Source organism: Orenia metallireducens (genome assembly GCF_001693735.1).
Classification (GTDB): Bacteria; Bacillota; Halanaerobiia; order Halobacteroidales; family Halobacteroidaceae; genus Orenia; species Orenia metallireducens.
Genome location: NZ_LWDV01000006.1, coordinates 242,275 through 262,641, shown reverse-complemented (window position 1 = coordinate 262,641; position 20,367 = coordinate 242,275). Strand labels below are relative to the sequence as shown.

Below are 20,367 nucleotides of genomic sequence, written 5' to 3'. Positions count from 1 at the left end.
AGAATGGTGGGGTGAAATAATGATAACTGTAACTAAAGAATTTAGTTGGGATATGTCACATATGTTAGCTGAGCATGAAGGGTTATGTAAGAATCTCCATGGTCATACCTATCGGATGGAGGTCACTGTAGCCAAAAAAGAGGGTTCATTAGAGGATGAGGGCTCTAAAGCTGGAATGGTGATTGATTTTAAGGATTTAAAAGAGATAGTTAAAGAAGAGATAATTAGTCCTTTAGACCATTCTTTTATGTATTGGACCCATTCATCTGATGAGATAGAGCATCAACTAGCACAGATATTACAGCAAGCTGACAGAAAAGTCTTTGCAGTAGACTTTAGACCTACTGCTGAGATGATGGCAATTTATTTCTTTCAGAGTTTAGAAGATAAATTTAATGAGATTGATATAGATTTAGTCAGTATCAAGGTGTGGGAGACTCCAACAAGTTATGCTGAATTTAGGGGAGAGAGGTAGGATTAGGATGAAGATAAGGGAGTTTGAAGAAGTAAGGATTCCAGTAGTTGAAATCTTCAATAGTATCTCAGGGGAAGGTATCTCAGCAGGTGAGGTAGTTACCTTCCTTAGAGTAGCAGAGTGTAATTTAAGGTGTAGCTATTGTGATACTACCTATAGTTATCAATTATCAGATGATAATTATGACTGGTTGACCCCTCAAGAGATTTTAGAGAGATTAAGCCAATATAACTGTAATAAGGTTATCTGTACTGGTGGGGAGCCTTTGGAAACTACTAAAGCTAAGCGCTATCTACCGTTATATCTGGTTAAGAAAGGTTATAAAGTTAGAATTGAAAGTAATGGTAGCTGTCCAGTTTATAGTAAAAAGGAGCTGAGAGAATTTGAAATTGAACAGGTTAATGATAGATTAAATTATACCTTAGATATCAAGCCACCAAGCTCTAAGATGTCAAACCATAATATCTTTGCAGAGAACTTTATTAAGTTAACTTTAGGTGATGAGTTGAAGTTTGTAGTGGCTAATGATGAAGATTTAAATTATGCTAAGAAAGTTATAGATAAATATAAGGATATCTTAGCCAAGTCCAATCTGATAATAAATTTTTCTCCAGTATTTCAAGCAATTGAAGCTGAATCTTTGGTTGAATTTTTAAAGGAGAATAATCCTTATTTTATAAATAACAATTTAAAAGTTCGATTAAGCTTACAACTACATAAGTTTATCTGGGATCCAGAAGCAAAGGGAGTATAGATTCAGTTGATAGTGTATAGTGAATAGTAAAAAACTTATACAATAAAGAACTTAATGTTTTTGAACTTAACTGTCAATTGTCAACTCTAAACTATTAACTATAGAGAGGAGAGGTACTAATAGATGAAGGATGTACAGAATATTAAAGGTAACTATAAATTTGCAATTAATCGGGTTGGAGTAAATAATTTAACTCATCCTATTAGAATTAAAGCAAAGAGTGGAGCAGTAGTGACTACAGTAGGGGACTTTTCTCTAGCTGTTAACCTTTCTAAGTCATTAAAAGGGATTAATATGAGTAGATTACTTCAGTTATTATCAGAATTAAATCGAGGTAGATTTACTATAGGGGATTTTAAAGAGGATATATTGAAGGTGTTAGAGGAAATTAAAACTCGAATGGAGAGTGATAATGCTTACTTTGAAGTGGACTTTGATTACTTTATAGAGAAGAAGGCTCCAGTTTCAGAGTATAGTGGTATTGCACCTTATAAATGTAGGATAGAAGGCTCTTTAAAAGATAGTCAGTATGACTTGATTTTAACAGTTGAAGTTCCGATAACAACTCTATGTCCATGTTCTAAAGAGATCAGTAATTACTCAGCCCATAATCAACGAGGCTATGTCAAGACAAGTATTAGATATAAAGATTTAATCTATCTAGAAGATATCATAAAGTTGGTAGAAGAGGTAGGAAGTTGTGAGATTTATCCTATCTTAAAGAGAGTTGATGAGAAATATGTAACTGAAAAGGCTTATGAGAATCCACGCTTTGTAGAGGATATTGTCAGATTGGTAGCAGAAAAGTTAGAGGCAGAATCTAAGGTTACTTGGTTTAGGGTAAGTAGTAGGCATCAGGAGTCTATTCATTCCCATGATGCTTATGCAATGTTAGAAAACTGGAAATAATCAAGAAGGTCAGGGTTACTTGATCTTCTTTTTGTTTTAAGATGTATCTTAATATATAGATAATGGGACACTTTTAACTTCAGTGTACAATGTAAATTATATAGCTAATAGTTAAGTTCAAAAACATCTACCTCATCCCTTAATCCCCCTACGAGTCTACAAGGTAAGACTCTTCGTGAAAAAAGCATCTTCTCCTACACTAGGAGAAGGGAGACCAAATTTTTAATTCCCCCTTCCTATCGTAGGAGAGGGGGCTAGGGGGTGAGGTCTGAAAAGTGTCGTAATATACCCATAAAGTTCAATTCTAAATTCACAAATCTATATCTTATTATCTCCTGCTTAAGTTATAATTATTATTACTTTATATAATTTAGTTCTATTATTGAATAAATTAAAATATATATTTTAAAGATTGTAATTAAAATTAACAAAGAAGGAGGGGATAATGTGTCTTATTATTATGATTCTCAAAGTGAGTTGACTGTACTAGAGGCTAAAAGAGTTGCTAAAGCTATAAAAGAGAAGAAGGAAGATGAATACTCTAAAAAAAGATATTAGGTCAAAAAGACCTTGAATTTATAAATATATAGGGAAGTTAGGGGAGACCTTAGCTTCCTTATTATTTTTATATTAGTTTGTATTGCTGAGTAAATAAATATAGTTAGTGATAGAGGATAGTTGAATATAAGTATCGAAGTTTAAATAGTAACCTTAATCCTCAAAGAATATAAAAGGGAGATAATCTGTTTTTTTATTTAGAAATAAAGTATTTTAGTCATCTGCTAAGGGGGGAGATAGAGTGTATAAAAGATTTTTGAGTATTTTATTTTTATTAATTTTAGTAATAGGGTTATTGGGATGTTCAAAGGATAAGGTGACTTCTAAAACTGGTATTAATTATGATTCATCAGGGGTATATAAAAAGATATTTTCTGAAGGCGAGAGTAAAGAGCTCAATTTAGGAATCTTGGCATTAGGTGAGTCAGCAATTGTAGCAATTAGTCCTTTAGATTTTAATCCTGATTCAAGTAACTTATTTTTTGGAAACATTGAAGTAGATTTTAAGCTTGATAAGAATAGTAATATAGTATCAATCCCAGCTGAAAATATTAAGAAGAGTAATAAAAGAGATGTTATTGAGAAGGAAAGTAAGTCAAATAATAATTCAGAGCAAGAGCAGATGGATATTTCAATGCGTCAGATTGAGGATAAGCTATTTAAGGATTATGGTGTTTCAAAATTATTAAATAATAGTGTCTCAATCCAATCACTTGCATATCAAGTTGGAGATCAGAAAGAATTTAAAATGGCAGATACCTATAATCAAGCAAATCCACCTACTGTTATAGCCACTGTCCAGAAGGTGAGTGACTATGCCTACATCTTTGTCGATGAAAATGTCTCTATATCATCAGCTAAATTGGATGCCTTTGCTGATGAATTTGATAATCAGATATTTCCTACAGATATTAAATATTTTGCTAATCATGATTATTTTACTGGAGGATATGATATTGACTCCAATCAGAAGGTTATAATTTTAATTACAGAGCTGGATACTGATCCAAGTGATGGAACTTCAATGGGGTATTTTGCTCCTTGGGATGTATATAGTTCTAGTGAAATTACTGCTTCTAATGAGGCTGATATGTTCTATATCAACTCTTGGGCAATTAATAATATGGAGTTAAAGCAGACCCTTGGTACTTTAGCCCATGAATTTCAACATTTATTGTTTTTTATAGAGAAGAAGTTTTATGCTAATAGAGAGTTAACTGATACTTGGATTAATGAAGGATTTTCTGGCTTGGCTGAATATCTGAATGGATACTATAGTTATAGTGGTGATCGAAGAATTATAGATAGTATAGGTGATAGAGGTTATTTTAATTATCCTCAAGGGGAGTCACTAGTATATTGGAATAATCAATTAAGTGATTATGGTGCGAGTAATTTATTTGCGTTTTATCTTTATAAACGATTTGGTATTGGTATTATCAAAGACATAATCTCTAGTTCTAAATCTCCAATAGAGGTGATTTCTAATAACTATGGTGATTTTACAGGCTTATTCCTTGATTGGATGATTACCAACTATATAACTGATGATAGCAATAATAGCTTTAATAATTATAATTACCCTTTTGCATTGGAATATTATCCTGCTTATGCTACATTAGATCAATATACTACTTCAGACTCTTTTCTGATAAAATCTACTGGGGTAAAGTATTATAAGATTGATGGTAGTGGAGTGGAAACTAGCCTAATAATAAGTTTACCTAAGAGAACAGGGGTAGTTATATATAAGACTACTAATTAAAGGAGGAAATAATAATGAAGAAATTATTAGTGATGAGTCTACTAATCATGCTATTAAGTACCTTTACTATATATGCTATGAGCTCTCCTAAGATAATGGCTGAAGGGTTAAGGGAAGGCTATCAGACTTTAGGGGGAAGTATCTATGAAGAAGGAACAGGTACAATGAGTTTATTGATTTTCAAAGGTCAGAATGGAAATAGATACTTAATTACTGGAGATTTAAAGGATAGGTTAAGAAATCTAAAAGGATTACCCTTAACCTTAACAGGACAGGTAGAAGATTTGAATTTGGATGGGAAGTTAACCCAAGCTAAGTTCAATGTAAAGCTATATGATGTGGAATACAGCTCCGATTATAAGGAGGTCTCTGTTTTAGGAACTTTAGAGGAGGATAAAGAGGGGTTGGTCTTATTGACTAAAGAACAGAAAGTCATTAGACTGGATTCTGATACATATCATTCTTTAGATAATTATCTAGGCAAGGAGATAGTAATCAATGGTTTCTTAGAAGAGTTAACAGAGTATCAAGCTAAGATGCAGGTTAAATCTTATAGAAATATAGACTAGGTAAAACAAGGGCTGAAGGTACCCTTGTTTTTTATTTAATGATAGGATAACCTTTAATATGGTCTATAAATTGTTTCAATAGATTAGTTAAATTTTTATCTTTATGATAAATAAGATTAAAGCTTCTTTGGAACTGGATATCTCTGAGATTTAACTTTATCAGCTCACCTTTTAGCAGTTCTTCCTGTATGGCAATATCTGGGAGAATAGAGATACCTAGATTATTCTTAATAGATTTTTTGATAGCCTCAATATTATTGAGAGTATGTTTAATTTGATAATTGATATTATAAGCATTCATAATCTTATCAATTATCTCCTTAGTTCCACTGCCTTCCTCTCTACTGATAAAATGCTGATTTTCTATATCCTCTCTGTCAATTGTCTTCTTTTGAGTTAAAGGGTTATCCTTTGAACAGACCAAAAAGAGTTTGTCATGGTAAAAGGAGTCAAAGAAAATGTCTTTAGCTCCAATCAGTCCCTCTACTAGTCCAATATCGATATCATTATTTAGAATCTTCTCTTCAATTACACTTGTATTGTCTATAACAAGATTTAAATTAATCTCTGGATATTTCTTATTAAATTCTTTAATAATTAAGGGTAATAAATAAGTACCAATAGTCATGCTTGCCCCTACCCTTAGTTTGCCAACCTTTAAATTAGCTATATCCTCTAGAGTATTTTCTGCCTCATCCATAATCAAAATTATTCTCTTGCTATATTTTAAGAGTATCTCTCCAGCATGAGTTAATACTAATCTTTTATTCATTCTCTCAAATAATTTAACCTGTAATTTTTCCTCTAAATCTATAATTGTTTGACTAACTGCAGGTTGCGTCATATATAATTGCCTAGCTGCCTCAGACATACTATTTGTCTTACAAACTGTTGCAAAAATTTTAATCTCTCTTAAATTAATCTTGTAGTTTAGATTCATCAGCCACCTCCTATAAGCAATTACTTATATAATTAATAATATCATACTATTTTACTAATGGTAAAGCAGATAATAAAATATAAGTAGAGATGATATTATCGCTTAATGGGGATGTTGCAACACTTATTAATTTACACTTAAGACTATTAAAACACAAATTAGTAATGGAGATTTTATCAAATTTAAGGTGGTTTATTAGATTGATGGTTTTTAAGAACTTAATCCTTTAATTAGTCATTGTGTATTATTAATTGTCAATTGATATGAAAGTGTCGCGATATCTATTTTTTCTGATAGTATTAAAAATAGGATATAAAATTATAAAAGGAGTGTATACAGGTGAATCATAGCCTAGATAAGGAAAAGAGCAGATTAAAGTTGGTAAGTGAAAAGTTACCTGGTCTACTTCTAGCAATTATGATTGCTCTTCTAGGGAAGTATCTAGCTAATTGGATACCAAATATAGGTGGAGTTACTGTAGCTATTTTGTTGGGGATGATTATAGGTAATATCTTTAATTTAGGTGATAGTTATACTCTAGGGCTTCGTTTTGCTGAAAAAGAGATTCTCTCTTTAGCTATTATGTTGATGGGACTGAAGTTAGAATTGGCTGTTATAGGTGAATTAGGATTATCTATTATTATTATTATTGTAATTATGGTATTTAGTGCTATAGTGATGGGTATTGTTTTCGGTAGATTATTAGGTTTATCATCTAGTTTCAGTATCTTGCTTGGAGTAGGAAATGGAATCTGTGGTTCATCGGCGATTGCTGCAGTAGCACCTATTGTATCTAAGGAGGAAGAGGAGATTGGTTTATCTATTGGGGTAGTTAACCTCTTAGGGACTATTGGTATCTTCTTGCTTCCTTTATTGGTACATCTGCTAAGATTAGAAGAAGTTAGTAGTAGTCTGATGATTGGTGGAACCTTACAAGCTGTAGGTCAAGTAGTAGCAGCAGGTTTTTCTCTAAATGAAGAGATAGGTAGATTGGCTACTGTAATTAAGATGGGTAGGATTTTGATGTTAGCACCAGTAGTCTTACTGGTTACTCTTTCTAATAGAACGAATAATTCCAATTTTAAAAGTAAGCTTTCTCTGCCAATTTTTATTATTGGATTCTTTATATTCAGTCTATTAGGAAGCTTTGGAATTTTTCCTAAGACTATGAGTAATTATTTAAAATCTTTAAGTAAATTATTATTGATTATTGCTATGGCTGGAGTAGGACTGAAGATTAGGTTATCAAGCCTTCTTAAACAAGGACCTAAAGCTTTATTAGTAGGTGGGTTTATCTTTCTAGGACAGATAGTACTTATTGTATTTTTAATCAAATCAATATTATAGAGAATGTACAGTAAAGATTAAAAGTAGGTCGAATTTCTCGACCTACTTTTTTAATTAATCTTAATTTTAGATAATATTGACAATATTCTATCAGCAAATGTATAATATAATAAAAGGAATAATTCTCATAAAGGACAAATATTTAATCAAAATACCTAATAATAATTCTGTTAAGAATAATATTAATTTTATGCCTTATTTATCACCTGATGACTTTGGTTATGTCTAATTCTTTTGATTATGGGCTACTTGAAAAAGGGGGAAGCAAAGATGGTCGAGAGAAAGGTAAGGTTTCACAATGAATTTAATCTCCATGCAAGACCAGCATCTATTTTGGTAGAAGAAGCAGAGAAGTATAGTTCTCAAATTAAGATAATCAAAGGTAATCAGGAAGCAGATGCTAAGAGTATCTTGGGATTAATCTGCTTAGCTGTTAAAGATGGAGAAGAATTGATTATTCAAGCTAAGGGTGATGATGCTAAAGTAGCAGTAGATAGAATTGCTGACTTAATTGGAAATAAGTTGAGAATATTGAGCCATTTACAGGATAAGAAGGCAGTAGCTCAAGAATTAGGAGATGAGATATCTAAATATACTGTACCTAATCCTGCTGAGGTTGTTTCAATGATTGGAAAAGGTGTTAGAAAGACTATGAAATCAATTGGTATAGATGTAGAAGAAGATATAATTTAAAAATTCAAGATAGTAAAAAATGAGTTGGATTATATAATCCAACTCATTTTTTTAGAAAATTATTTGACCAAGAAGGTTTTGATATATCTATCTAGAATAAAGCATAATAAGAAATAATGGTAAATTGAATTGGTGTTGTTATATTTTGTATGATGTAAAAGTTAGCTTAATGAATATGGGAATTTTTTATAATATAAATTCATATATAATTAATGGGGGTGAAGGAAAAAAGATGGGGCAAAAACGGAAATTATTGGAAGAGTTAAATAAAATTATAGAAGGTAAAGATATTCAAACTTTATTTCAACCAATTATTAGTCTAAGAGATGGAGAAGTATTAGGATATGAAGCTTTAAGTAGAGGCCCCGAAGGTAGTCCGCTAGAAAGTGCTCCCAGTCTATTTACCACCGCTCTTGAATATGGTAGGATAGAGGATTTAGAGAGGATTTGTAGGGATAAATCGCTTGATAACTTTAAAAATTTTGATTTGAACTGCAAATTATTTATTAATGTTGATCCCACTATGATCTATGATTTTTATAATGGGAATATAAAAGATATAGATGTTGTTCAGGGAAATATAGTTATAGAATTGACCGAAAAGACCCACATCCGTGATTTTAATAAATTTGGCGAAGCATTACAAAGATGTAAAGCTAAAGGTTATAAGGTGGCTATAGATGATGCTGGAGCAGGTTATTCAGGTCTACAGTCTATCGTTTCGATATCATATAACTATATTAAGTTAGATTTATCTTTAGTCAGAAATGTTCATGAAGATATGGTAAAGTACTCTTTACTAGAGTCTATGATAAACTTTGCAAGAAAGATTGGTGCTAAAGTTATAGCTGAGGGGATTGAATGTAAGGAAGAGTTGAAGACTTTAATTGAATTGGGAGTCGATTATGGACAAGGATATTTGATAGCTAGACCAAATGAAGATATAGCCGATAGGTTAGAGATTGTAGATTATATCTTAGAAAAGAAGAGGGAATTTTATCGAGAGAGAAATTATAGTCAGATAAGACATCTAGTCAGTAAAGGTGTTACTGTCCAAATTGATGATAAAGTAAGTGACCTATTTGATATCTTTGAGAAGAAGAGATATCTGCAAAACATAGTGATCTTATCTAAAAGGAAACCTGTTGGCTTATTAACTAGGAATAAATTCTATTCTAAAATGGATACAAAGTATGCTTACTCTACATATATAGATGAGAAGGTAAGCGCAATACTAGAGGGAAGTCCTTTAATTGTTAATGAGAATGAATCTATTGAACAGGTAGCCCAGCTAGCAATGGGGCGTAATATTGAAGATATTTATGATGAGGTTATAGTAATTAGGGAGAATCAATATTTAGGTATAGCCTCTATTAGAAGATTATTAGATAGGTTGGCTCAACTTCAGATGGAACAGGCTAGGGGAATAGATTCTTTAACAGGTTTACCAGGGAATCTATCTATTGAAAAGGAAGTCTCTAGTCGTTTAGCAAATGGTGAATTATTCTCTGTACTATATATAGATTTGGATAACTTCAAACCCTATAATAATAAGTATGGTTATAAGAAAGGGGATGAAGTTTTAGCATTCACTGCTGATTTATTGAAGAATACTCTGGTAAAGTTGGGTAATAATGATGATTTTATAGGTCATATTGGAGGAGATGACTTTATAATTATCTCAACTCCTGATAGAGATGAGGCGATTAGTAAAGATATCATTAAAACTTTTGATAAAGAGATTCTTAAGTATTTTAGTAAAGAAGATATAATTAAGAAAAGTTTAGTTACTGAAGATAGAAATGGAGATATTTGCAATTATCCATTAACCTCCATATCGATATCTATAATAAATAATCATAATAATGACATTATAAATTATCGTCAAATCAGTGATATAGCCCTTGAATTAAAGGATTCTGCCCAAGAAGAAGAGGGAAGTGGATTTATTAAATTAAGAGACTAGTTTTAGCTTGATCTTAGATATTAGTTTAAAGTTATGTTAAAATATTAGGCTAAATACATTATATAACTCTCCTAATTAAAAAATATTGTTAATTGTATTAATTTTAACTAATTATTAACATTTTCTTTATATTCTATTAACAATACTATGGAATAATAGTGTTGAAAAAGTATTTATTGGACAAATTTCGATGATTAATATTAGTTTTATTCTCTTTACTTGACGATATTAAATTTAGCATCGTCAAGTGTTTGTAAAAGTTTTAATTTTATTAATGAGTTAAAAATATATGATCTAAGGATATTCTATAATTAATAAGGATGGTTAAGTTTCTACAAAATTAACTGATATTATTAATTGGGAGGAAAGAGTATGGAGATAAAAGATAAGATCCTCTTAGAGGATTTAAAGAAGGTTATTGATAATAAGAGTATAAGAACTCTTTTCCAACCTATAATTGATTTGAAAGATGGTCAAATATTAGGTTATGAAGCTTTAAGTAGGGGGCCTGAAGGTAGTGAATTAGAAAGCCCTTACAAACTATTTAACTTGGCTAGAAAGCATAATATGCTCTTTACATTAGAGCAGGTCTGTCGAGAGAAAGCTTTATTGAATAGTAAAACTATAATTAGCGGGGGCAAACTATTTCTCAATGTTGATCCAGGGGTAATTTATGATAATAATTTTAAGAGCGGTATAACTAAAGAGATTATAGACAATATACATATCTCTCAAGAGGATATAGTAATTGAATTGACAGAGACGACTTGTATTGATGATTATAATAGCTTTAGGTTGGCTTTAGATCATTATAAGCAACAAGGCTATCAGATTGCTATAGATGATACTGGAGCAGGGTATTCAGGGTTACAATCTATAGTCTCTATCTCTTATAATTATATTAAGTTAGATCGTTCTTTGATTCAAGATATTGATAAAGAACCGATTAAACAGGCTTTACTGGAGACATTTATGAGGTTTTCTAGAAAAATTAATTCTAAGGTTATTGCTGAAGGGATTGAGACGATGGCTGAATTAGATACTCTCTTGGCTATGGGAGTTGACTATGGACAAGGATATCTGATTGCTAGACCACAGGAGAAGATTGGCTATAATTTAGAGATTGTAGATTATATTTTAAGGAAGAATAAGGAGAAAAAGGGGTTTGTAGATCAAAATACTATTGGTAAGGTTGCTAAAAGAAATACTACTATAGATATTTCAACTGATATAAATCGGATAATAGATATTTTTGAAGAGGATAGAGGATTAGGGAGCTTAGTGGTTTTAGACAATGAAAGCATAGTTGGCTTAATAACTAGAAATCGAGCTTTATATAATAATTTAGATAGGAATAGAGATATATTTGAGATTATAAAACAGAACCCCTTAAAGGTTGATTATTATACCACTATTGAGGAGGTAATCGATAAGTCTATGAGAAGAGATTTAGTAGACTTATATGATTGTATTATCATTACTAAAGATGATAATTACTTTGGGACTGTCTCTATTAAAGAGCTCTTAAAATTTTGCCTAAATTCAGATACAAGAGAGAAAGTAGATACAAGCTATTTTAATGAATTGTTTCAAAGATTAGTGATATAAAGGTTGAATAAGAAGGATGGCTGCTATATAGCAGCCATCCTTCTTATTATGAAAAGTTTATTTAGCAGCTAACCATACTTATAAATTTGAACAAATTTATATAAGAATAAAAATAGTGGTTTAATAAAAATTATCAATTTAAGAAGATGTTAACAGAATATTAATATTATTTCAAAATCACTGTAATATAGATATGTGATAATAATACTTAAATAAGGAAGTTGATTATAACTTTCTAATACTACAATTTAGATAAGATAATAAGGAGGAGAAAGATTTTGAAAAAAGGTATATTCTCTAAAAGTTTATTATTTGTTTTAGTTGCTATTGTATTACTATCAGGGTTAAGCTCTATTGCAGTAGAAGCTATGAGTTCTAAGCCAGTAGAGACAAAAAATGAAGTTAAAAAAATAGAAGAGGTTAAAGCACCTAAGTATGTATTCTACTTTATAGGTGATGGTTTAGGACCTGCTCAACGACAATTGGCTGAATATTATTTTAAGTATCAAAGTAAAGACCAAAATGCTAAATTATTGATGGATCAATTCCCAGTAGCAGGAATTAATACTACATACTCTGCTGATTCATTGGTAACAGATTCTGCAGCAGCAGGAACAGCTTTGGCTACTGGATATAAGACAAATAATGGAGTAATTGCTCAATTGCCAGATGGAACGAATCTTAAGACTCTTGCTGAGGTAGCTAAAGAGAAGGGAATGGCTACTGGTTTGGTATCTACTACTAGATTAACCCATGCTACTCCAGCTAGTTTTGCTACTCATATTGATAATCGTAATAAAGAGAATGAGATTGCTGCTCAATACGTAGAGAGTGGTGTTGAGTTCTTAGCAGCTGGTGGTTATAGATATTTTGTACCTAAAGGTGGAGAATTAAAGTCTAAGAGAAAAGATGATAGAGATTTAGTTAAGGAATTTAAAAACAAAGGGTATAATACCTTTATTTCAGAAGCAGATACTACTCAATTTAGAAGCTTTGCACCACAAGGAAAGGAAAAAGTGGTAGCTCTGTTCACTTATAGTCATCTACCTTATGAGATCGATAGAGATGTTAATAAACTGCCAAGTTTGGCTGAAATGACTGAAAAGGGTGTTGATGTATTGTCTAAGTATGATAATGGATTCTTTATGATGATTGAAGGCGGAAGAATTGATCATGCAGCACATGCCAATGATCCTGCTGGTATGTTACATGATACTTTAGCCTTTGATAGAGCTATCAGTAAGGCTTATAAGTTTTATCAAGCTCATCCAAAAGAGACTTTGATTGTGGTAGTAGGAGATCATGAAACTGGTGGTGTTGGTCTAGGTTTTGCTAAGAATTACTTCTTAAATGTAGATAAGTTAGCTGCTGTTAAAGTATCTACTGCAGATGTATTGAATTATGGAGAAGGTAAGTATAATGGTAATAGAGATGAATTCTTTAGTTATATTGATAAAAATTTAGGGTTGAGCAATCTAACTGTTCAAGAGAAGGCAGAGATTGTAAAGGCTATGGATATGGTAGATAAAGGGCATAAAGCTTCTGCTAGAGAATATGGTGGTTATGATCCAGTAGCAATTGCTACAACTCATGTTCTATCAGAGAGAGCAAACTTACAATGGACTACTTATGCTCACTCTGCCACTTCAATTCCTTTATCTGCTGTAGGTGTTGGAGCAGATAACTTTGGGGGATATAAAGATAATACTGAAATTGCTAAAACGATGGCAAAAGTAATGGAAGTTGAATTAGCAAGATAATAAATGTTTTATCTAAGTCTAAATTTAAATAAGAAGAAATTAAATATAAATGATTAGTAATTAAAATATAAAGAGATTATAATCTATTATTAAAATAAATAGTCGGGATTAAATCCCGACTATTTATAATTTGAAAAAGACTATAAATTTATCTGGGGTGGTTTGGATGAGAAAAGTTAAAGTAATGGTGATATTAGCAATAATTCTAATGATAATGGGATTATTTATTAATATACACTCTAAAGATGAATGGGGAAATTTAGAGGTTAAGGCTATTGTTTTAGATACTGATAATAGTGATATGATTCAAGCTGGTATCTCAAAGATTGGCTTTCAATCCTTGCAGGTTAAAATCTTAGAAGGTAGATATAAAGGAGAAAAGATATCAGCATCAAATAATTTACTTGGCAAGCTAGATATAGATAATTATTATAAAGAGGGTGATAAGATAGTAGTTGCTCTCTTAGAAAAAAACAATCAAATAATCAGTGCCAAGGCTATAGATCTCTATCGACAAAATTGGGAATTATTACTTTTTGGTTTTTTTGTATTATTATTAATCTTGTATGCTGGTTATACAGGGGTTAAAGCATTATTCTCTTTTATAGCAAGTCTATATTTGATTTGGAACTTCCTGATTCCAGGATTATTAGAGGGTAAAAATCCTCTATTATTATCCTCAGTAATTTTACTATTATTATCTGCTATTATTATCTTTGCAGTAGCTGGTTTTAATAGAAAAGGATTAGCTGCTTTTGTTGGAACAATATCAGGGTTGGCTATTACTATAGGAATCACAGTCTTTTTTGGTAATCGTTTAGAGTTGATGGGGATGACTTCACCCTTTGCAGAGACCTTATTATTTAGTGGTCATCTGGACTTGGATATGAAGGATATTTTTTATGCTGCTATAGTAATCGGTGCTTCAGGAGCTGCAATGGATATTGCGATGGATATCGCAGCTTCTATGGAAGAGATAAAGTTAAAGAGACCTGATATTGAGAGGGGAGAGTTAATTCAATCGGGTTTTAATGTTGGAAGAGCAGTAATTGGGACTATGACGACTACTTTACTTTTGGCCTATTCTGGAGGATACCTTACCTTACTAATGTTATTTATGACTAAAAACTCAACTTTTAGTAGAATGTTGAATTTTAAGATGGTATCTGCAGAGATATTACGGACATTAACAGGGAGTATTGGTCTGGTATTGGTGGCACCTATTACAGCCTTTTTTGCTGGTTGGACATATTCTATCGATATCAGAGCAATATTTGATAAAGAAAAAGAGATAGAAATGGTAAAAAATGTAGAAGTTTCTGATTAAAAAATATCTATTTTAATTTTATTAACAAAGTATTAATTTAATTGTAATTCTATGTTAATATTTATTTGTTATTATGTAACTTAGAAATATTCCATTTATTAGAAAAATTACATTAGTTAAGCTTATCTTTTAGGAAGAAATAAAGGGTGGAGTTATGGATAAAAAATCTTACTGAAAAAGATTATTGATATAGGAGGGAGCAATTTTTGAATACTATATCTAAAATAAATCATATGTTGGCAAATGTTAAGGGAGTAATAGAAGTGAAAAAGATGAGAAATCCTATTCAACCTAATCAGGATAGCTTAATGAGTGAATTAGATAATGACCATCACCTATCTAAGGTTAGTAGAGCAAAGAGTAAATCTTTAGTTGGAGTTGTTATTGGAGAGTTGATCAAAAGAGAGTTAACAGTAAGTTTAGATACTAAAACAAATAAAGCAATTGAAATGTTTGAGGACTATGGTTGTTTGCAGGAAATAGTAGTTTTAGATGATGACAAACCAGTAGGTCTATTGATGAAGAATAAAATCTTTTCTAGACTAGGAACCCGTTATGGGTACTCGATATTTATCGATAGATCAGTTAAATTAATCATGGATAAAAATCCATTGATAGTAGATGCCAACACTCCTATTGAAGAGGTATCTACTCAGGCTATGAGTAGAGATATTGATAACATATATGACTGTATAATAGTAACTAAAGATGATAAATACCTAGGTGTAGTATCTATCAAAAATTTGTTAGACAAATTTTCTAAATTAAAGATTGAGCATGCTAAAAATTTGAATCCCTTAACAAATCTACCTGGAAATATAATGATTGAAAGAGAGGTTACAGAAAGGATTTTAAAGAATAAGATCTTTTCAGTTCTTTATATAGATTTAGATAATTTTAAAGCTTATAATGATTATTATGGCTATAAAAAAGGTGATCAAGTTATTAGCTATACAGCAGAGTTATTAAAAGAAGTGGTGATACATGTTGGAGATGAAGGTGATTTTGTAGGGCATATTGGTGGAGATGATTTTGTAATAGTTACTATTCCTGAAAAAGATGCGTTAATTAGTCAGAGTATAATTGATATATTTGACCTAGAAATTAAGAAATTTTTCAATGAAGAGGATAGGCAACAGGGATATATCATGACAAAGGATAGACAAGGTAATATCTGCAAGACTCCTCTAGTAAGTATCTCGATAGCTATTGTTAGTAATAAAGACAGAGAGATAAATAGTCATTTGAAGGTAAGTGATATTGCTGCCGAAGTTAAGAAGCGTGTTAAGAAGATGGATGGTAGTAATTATCAACGTGAATTACGCAGAAATTAAAATAAGATTAATTATAACCTTTTAGATAGCATTAAGCTATCTTTTTTGTTTGTTATTAATCACTGATGATTATATTGGTTATAAGGTGAGAGTTAGTGGGGATATTGCAACACTTTTACTTTAGAAAGTAAACAAATAGATTTATTAAAAAATTATTACGGGAAAGCTTAGCAGCTTTCACCCCAAGGGCACTTCTTTTAGGGTGTTCTCGTGTTACTTTTGTACCCAAAGGCATCATTGAGGAAGAAATACCGCTTCTTTCAAAGCTCATTGCCACAAAAGTAACCAAACCTACGAGTTGAGTTTTACCTTCAGGGTTATAAAGCAACCACTGCGTGGCAAATACAGCCCAATACAAAGTCAATTGTAAATTCAAAAAGTGTGTATTATCTATTGGTAATGATACTTTTAAATTTTACTCTAAAATAAGATGACTATCTATAGTAATAATTATCCTTAAAGTCTAATAAAATATTTGAGAAATTTAATTATGGAATACAATAAGCTGATTAATAAAGAATTGACACAGCTGATAATATATGTTACTATTGTAGAAAAAGAAAATAATTCTTATCCAGAGTGGTGGAGGGACTGGCCCGATGAAACCCAGCAACCCCCTTTTTAAAAGGAAGGTGCTAATTCCAGCAATATCCATGTGATGTTGAGAGATAAGAGGAGTAAATTCAATTCTCTTCTTATTAAGAAGAGAATTTTTTATTATAAGAATTAAGAGGAGTGAGTAGAGATGCCGATTAATATTCCAGATAATTTACCAGCAGCAGAGATTTTAGAACAGGAGAATATCTTTGTGATGAAGGAGAGTAGGGCTTATCATCAGGATATTCGTGCCTTAAAGATTGTGATATTGAATTTAATGCCTATAAAAGAGGTTACTGAAACTCAATTATTACGATTATTGGGTAATAGCCCATTACAAGTAGATATTGTTTTATTACATCCTAAAAGTCATGATGCGAAAAATACTTCTGAGGAGCATTTAAGTACCTTTTATAAAACATTTGATGAGATAAAAGATGAAAATTTTGATGGATTAATCATTACTGGAGCACCAGTAGAGCAGATGCCTTTTGAAGAGGTCGATTATTGGGAGGAGTTGCAAGAGATTATGGAGTGGAGCCTTCATCATGTAACATCAACCTTTCATATCTGTTGGGCTTCACAAGCAGGGCTTTATTACCATTATGGTATTCCTAAGTATCCCCTTAATCAGAAGTTATTTGGTGTATTCCATCATACTATTAATAAGAAAAATGTTAAGTTATTACGTGGTTTTGATAATGATTTTGTGGTCCCACAATCACGCCATACTGAGGTTAGAAAAGAGGATATTGAGAAGGTTGATGAACTTGAAATTTTAGCCGAATCAAAGGAGGCTGGGATTTATCTGGTAGCCAGTAAGGATGGAAAGCAGATATTTGTTACAGGGCATTCAGAATATGATAAAGATACTTTAAAGTGGGAGTATGAGAGAGATGTAAATAAAGGGTTGGAGATTGATATTCCTAAGAACTATTACTTCAATGATGATCCATCTCAAAAACCAGTAGTTAATTGGAGAGCTCATGCTCATCTCCTATTCTCAAATTGGCTAAATTATTATGTATATCAACAGACACCATATAATTTAAATGAAATAAGTTAAAAGAGATAAAGCCTTTGGTTTTATCTCTTTTCTATTATGGGTATTAATATAATTTAAAGGGAGCTTTTGAGATAGATAATTAATACTTAGTGTATAATGGATATATTATAACACTTTAGTAAGCGGTGACAGGTAATGAGTAAACATCTTTTCTGTTACTTATCATCTGTTACTATCTAAATCTCTATCTTTAGTTTCAAAGATTGAATGAATACTTTTATTTTATAATACAATAAAGGAGATGTATAATGGTTAAAATAATATTATGGACTCTGGCAATTTTTTAGCCAGAGCCTTTGACATAGCTTTAGGAACTTTACGGGTACAGATAGTTGTAAGTAGAAGAAAGTATTTAGCAGCATTTATTGGCTTTTTTGAGATATTAATATATATTCTGATAGTCAGCAAGGTTTTACAAGATATAGGGCACTTTATTAATATCATTGCTTATGCTGGTAGGTTTTCTTGTGGAACCATTATAGGCTTGACTATTGAGGAGCGGTAGAGTAAAAAGATTATTAAGGCTACAATAAAGAAAACAGAAAAAAAGGAGTTAGAAGGGGTAATTAATGAAAGCAAATATGATCTTTTTTAGCTTTCCAAGCTTTGCAGAAGGTAAAAGGTGGTTATTTCTATAATATTAAGAGTAAGCTTTAAATAAAGCCTTGATATTTCTAATGGGAATTAGGTAAAATATAACAAGAAGCCATATCTGAGAGCACTAATTAATATCTGAATATTTAAGGAGGAATTTAGATGGAAGAGAATCAAGCAAAGAAGTTAAAGACTAGAGAAGAGATAGCAGAAGAATATAAGTGGGATTTAAGTCAGCTATATGAAAATGATGAAAGTTGGGAGGAGGAATTTAATCAGATAAAGGATAGAGTATCTGAGATGGAGGAGTATAAAGGAAAGTTAGGTGAATCTGCTGATACCTTATTAGCAGGATTAAATCTAAGTATGGAATTAAATAGAGTACTAGAGAAGCTATATAGTTATGCTGCTAGAAAGAATGACGAGGATACTACAAATAATAAGTATCAAGGAATGAAGGCAAGGATTCAAGTCTTATATAGTAATTTTGCTAGTATTATCTCCTTTATGGTACCAGAGATTATTCAAATTCCTATCGATAAATTGGATTCTTATCTAGCGGAGAAGAAAGAGTTAAAGTTATATAAGCATTATCTAGATGATATTATGCGTCAAAAGGCACATTATCTTAGCCCCCAAGAGGAGAAAATTATAGCATTAGCTGGTGAGGTTACTCAAGGGCCTAGCAATATCTTTGGGATGATCAATAATGCCGATATTGCTTTTCCTACTATCAAGGGTGAGGATGGTGAGGAGATTGAGGTCACCCATGGTCGCTATATTGATTTACTAAAGGATAAGAATCGCCATATCCGTCGTGATGCCTTTAAAGCATATTATAGTTCTTATCAGGAGTTAGAGAATACCCTCTCTATGACCTTAAGCTCTAATGTTAAGAAGAACATTTTTTATAGAAAAGTTCGTAATTATGAGAATGCTTTAGAAGCCTCACTAGCTGGAAATAAGATTCCTGTAGAGGTATATACTAACTTGATCGACACAGTCAGTAAGCATTTAGATTCTATGTATAATTATATTAACTTGCGCCAAGCTGCCTTAGAGCTTGATGAGCTACATATGTATGATTTGTATACTCCAATCATTAAGGATGTAGAGATGAAGGTTACTTATGAGGAGGCTCAAGATATTATCTTAGAAGCCTTAGCTCCTTTAGGAGAAGAGTATTTGAAAGTTATTAAAGAGGCCTTTGAGAGTAGTTGGATTGATGTTTATGAGAATAAAGGAAAGAGAAGTGGTGCTTACTCAGCATCTTGCTACGATGCTCATCCATATATCTTGATGAATTATACCGATAGTATCGATAATCTATTTACCTTAGCTCATGAGCTAGGTCATGCTATGCATTCTTATTATTCTAATCAGACTCAGCCTTACCTCTATGCCGATTATAGTATCTTTGTAGCTGAGGTTGCTTCTACAGTAAATGAAGCCTTATTGATGCAGTATCTCTTAAAGACAACTGAGGATGAAGAGAAAAGAAAGTATATCTTAAATTATCATTTAGAACAGTTTAGAGGAACTGTCTATCGCCAGACGATGTTTGCAGAGTTTGAGAAGTCTATTCATGATTTATCCGAACAAGGGCAAGCCTTAACTCCAGAGTTATTGGCAAAAGAGTATCATGATTTAAATCAGAAATATTATGGTCAAAATATTGTAATAGATGATGAGATTAATATCGAATGGGCACGAATTCCCCATTTCTATTATAACTTCTATGTATACCAATATGCTACTGGTTTCTCTGCTGCAATAACCTTATCCCAAAAGATATTGGAGGAAGGACAGAGTGCTGTAGATAAATATCTGACCTTCTTAAAGGGTGGAAGCTCAGATTACCCAATTGAACTATTAAAGCAAGCAGGGGTAGATATGACCACACCTGAGCCTATTGAGAAGGCCTTAAAGGTCTTTGAGCAATTGGTTGAAGAGATGAAAGAGTTAGTTTTAGTATCAAGCAATGTGTAGTAAATGATAAAGAATTGAAGATGAGCTTCATAGACGTCCTATCTAAGGGCGTCTTTCTTTTATATACTAAATTTGTCCAAAAGAAGGTATTTATTATAGTTTTAAAGAAGTTAATA

General features: G+C 31.6%; 16 protein-coding genes and 1 riboswitch. Of the genes, 15 read left to right on the top strand and 1 reads right to left on the bottom strand.

The window, feature by feature from the left end:
- Positions 1-19: 19 nt before the first annotated feature.
- From U472_RS02525 to U472_RS02505, 5 genes are all read left to right on the top strand, one after another.
- Positions 20-475, top strand: a complete 456-nt coding sequence (locus U472_RS02525) for a 6-pyruvoyl trahydropterin synthase family protein (RefSeq protein ID WP_068715185.1) — start codon at positions 20-22, stop codon at positions 473-475.
- Positions 476-482: 7 nt separating this feature from the next.
- The gene (locus U472_RS02520; RefSeq protein WP_068715322.1) at positions 483-1,229 is read left to right on the top strand and encodes a radical SAM protein; all 747 of its coding nucleotides are present in this window, start codon (positions 483-485) and stop codon (positions 1,227-1,229) included.
- Positions 1,230-1,352: 123 nt separating this feature from the next.
- Positions 1,353-2,138, top strand: a complete 786-nt coding sequence (folE2, locus tag U472_RS02515) for a GTP cyclohydrolase FolE2 (protein WP_068715183.1) — start codon at positions 1,353-1,355, stop codon at positions 2,136-2,138.
- Between the two features lie 799 nt (positions 2,139-2,937).
- A complete protein-coding gene (locus U472_RS02510; RefSeq protein ID WP_068715181.1) occupies positions 2,938-4,461 on the top strand; it encodes a hypothetical protein in 1,524 nt (507 codons plus the stop codon).
- A gap of 14 nt (positions 4,462-4,475) precedes the next feature.
- Positions 4,476-5,030 carry a hypothetical protein gene (locus tag U472_RS02505; RefSeq protein ID WP_068715179.1) on the top strand — a complete coding sequence of 185 codons (555 nt, stop codon included), beginning with the start codon at positions 4,476-4,478 and terminating at the stop codon, positions 5,028-5,030.
- A 31-nt stretch (positions 5,031-5,061) separates the two neighbouring features.
- On the opposite strand, the gene U472_RS02500 is transcribed toward U472_RS02505, so the two are convergent.
- Positions 5,062-5,970: a LysR family transcriptional regulator gene (locus U472_RS02500; RefSeq protein ID WP_083189707.1), complete on the bottom strand. Its 909-nt coding sequence runs from the start codon at positions 5,968-5,970 to the stop codon at positions 5,062-5,064.
- A gap of 339 nt (positions 5,971-6,309) precedes the next feature.
- Between U472_RS02500 and U472_RS02495 the strand changes: the two genes are divergently transcribed.
- The 10 genes from U472_RS02495 (at position 6,310) to pepF (ending at position 20,251) form a co-directional block, all read left to right on the top strand.
- The gene (locus tag U472_RS02495; RefSeq protein WP_245684724.1) at positions 6,310-7,317 is read left to right on the top strand and encodes a YeiH family protein; all 1,008 of its coding nucleotides are present in this window, start codon (positions 6,310-6,312) and stop codon (positions 7,315-7,317) included.
- A 270-nt stretch (positions 7,318-7,587) separates the two neighbouring features.
- Positions 7,588-8,010, top strand: a complete 423-nt coding sequence (locus tag U472_RS02490) for an HPr family phosphocarrier protein (RefSeq protein ID WP_068715177.1) — start codon at positions 7,588-7,590, stop codon at positions 8,008-8,010.
- 232 nt (positions 8,011-8,242) lie between these two features.
- Positions 8,243-9,976, top strand: a complete 1,734-nt coding sequence (locus tag U472_RS02485) for a bifunctional diguanylate cyclase/phosphodiesterase (RefSeq protein ID WP_068715317.1) — start codon at positions 8,243-8,245, stop codon at positions 9,974-9,976.
- A 372-nt stretch (positions 9,977-10,348) separates the two neighbouring features.
- Complete coding sequence (locus U472_RS02480; RefSeq protein ID WP_068715175.1) at positions 10,349-11,584, top strand: EAL domain-containing protein; 1,236 nt, start codon at positions 10,349-10,351, stop codon at positions 11,582-11,584.
- Positions 11,585-11,862: 278 nt separating this feature from the next.
- Complete coding sequence (locus U472_RS02475; RefSeq protein WP_245684723.1) at positions 11,863-13,344, top strand: alkaline phosphatase; 1,482 nt, start codon at positions 11,863-11,865, stop codon at positions 13,342-13,344.
- A gap of 166 nt (positions 13,345-13,510) precedes the next feature.
- Positions 13,511-14,671, top strand: coding sequence for a YibE/F family protein (locus tag U472_RS02470; protein WP_068715171.1), 1,161 nt, complete (start codon positions 13,511-13,513; stop codon positions 14,669-14,671).
- A gap of 206 nt (positions 14,672-14,877) precedes the next feature.
- Positions 14,878-16,005 (top strand): GGDEF domain-containing protein, encoded by a 1,128-nt coding sequence (locus tag U472_RS02465; protein ID WP_245684722.1) that lies wholly within the window; start codon positions 14,878-14,880, stop codon positions 16,003-16,005.
- Positions 16,006-16,572: 567 nt separating this feature from the next.
- A riboswitch (SAM riboswitch) is annotated at positions 16,573-16,680 on the top strand.
- Positions 16,681-16,750: 70 nt separating this feature from the next.
- A complete protein-coding gene (gene metA / locus U472_RS02460; protein WP_068715170.1) occupies positions 16,751-17,668 on the top strand; it encodes a homoserine O-acetyltransferase MetA in 918 nt (305 codons plus the stop codon).
- A gap of 265 nt (positions 17,669-17,933) precedes the next feature.
- Positions 17,934-18,173, top strand: coding sequence for a DUF5698 domain-containing protein (locus U472_RS02455; RefSeq protein WP_068715168.1), 240 nt, complete (start codon positions 17,934-17,936; stop codon positions 18,171-18,173).
- A gap of 251 nt (positions 18,174-18,424) precedes the next feature.
- Entirely contained in the window at positions 18,425-20,251 is a 1,827-nt protein-coding gene (pepF, locus tag U472_RS02450; RefSeq protein WP_068715166.1) for an oligoendopeptidase F, read from the top strand.
- The last annotated feature ends 116 nt before the right edge of the window (positions 20,252-20,367 follow it).

Bases quoted from the DNA above. Each gene is read 5' to 3' on its own strand.
- U472_RS02525 (WP_068715185.1), top strand. From the start codon at position 20: ATGATAACTGTAACTAAAGAATTTAGTTGGGATATGTCACATATGTTA.
- U472_RS02520 (WP_068715322.1), top strand. From the start codon at position 483: ATGAAGATAAGGGAGTTTGAAGAAGTAAGGATTCCAGTAGTTGAAATC.
- folE2 (WP_068715183.1), top strand. From the start codon at position 1,353: ATGAAGGATGTACAGAATATTAAAGGTAACTATAAATTTGCAATTAAT.
- U472_RS02505 (WP_068715179.1), top strand. From the start codon at position 4,476: ATGAAGAAATTATTAGTGATGAGTCTACTAATCATGCTATTAAGTACC.
- U472_RS02500 (WP_083189707.1), bottom strand. From the start codon at position 5,970: ATGAATCTAAACTACAAGATTAATTTAAGAGAGATTAAAATTTTTGCA.
- U472_RS02490 (WP_068715177.1), top strand. From the start codon at position 7,588: ATGGTCGAGAGAAAGGTAAGGTTTCACAATGAATTTAATCTCCATGCA.
- U472_RS02485 (WP_068715317.1), top strand. From the start codon at position 8,243: ATGGGGCAAAAACGGAAATTATTGGAAGAGTTAAATAAAATTATAGAA.
- U472_RS02480 (WP_068715175.1), top strand. From the start codon at position 10,349: ATGGAGATAAAAGATAAGATCCTCTTAGAGGATTTAAAGAAGGTTATT.
- U472_RS02470 (WP_068715171.1), top strand. From the start codon at position 13,511: ATGAGAAAAGTTAAAGTAATGGTGATATTAGCAATAATTCTAATGATA.
- metA (WP_068715170.1), top strand. From the start codon at position 16,751: ATGCCGATTAATATTCCAGATAATTTACCAGCAGCAGAGATTTTAGAA.
- U472_RS02455 (WP_068715168.1), top strand. From the start codon at position 17,934: ATGGACTCTGGCAATTTTTTAGCCAGAGCCTTTGACATAGCTTTAGGA.
- pepF (WP_068715166.1), top strand. From the start codon at position 18,425: ATGGAAGAGAATCAAGCAAAGAAGTTAAAGACTAGAGAAGAGATAGCA.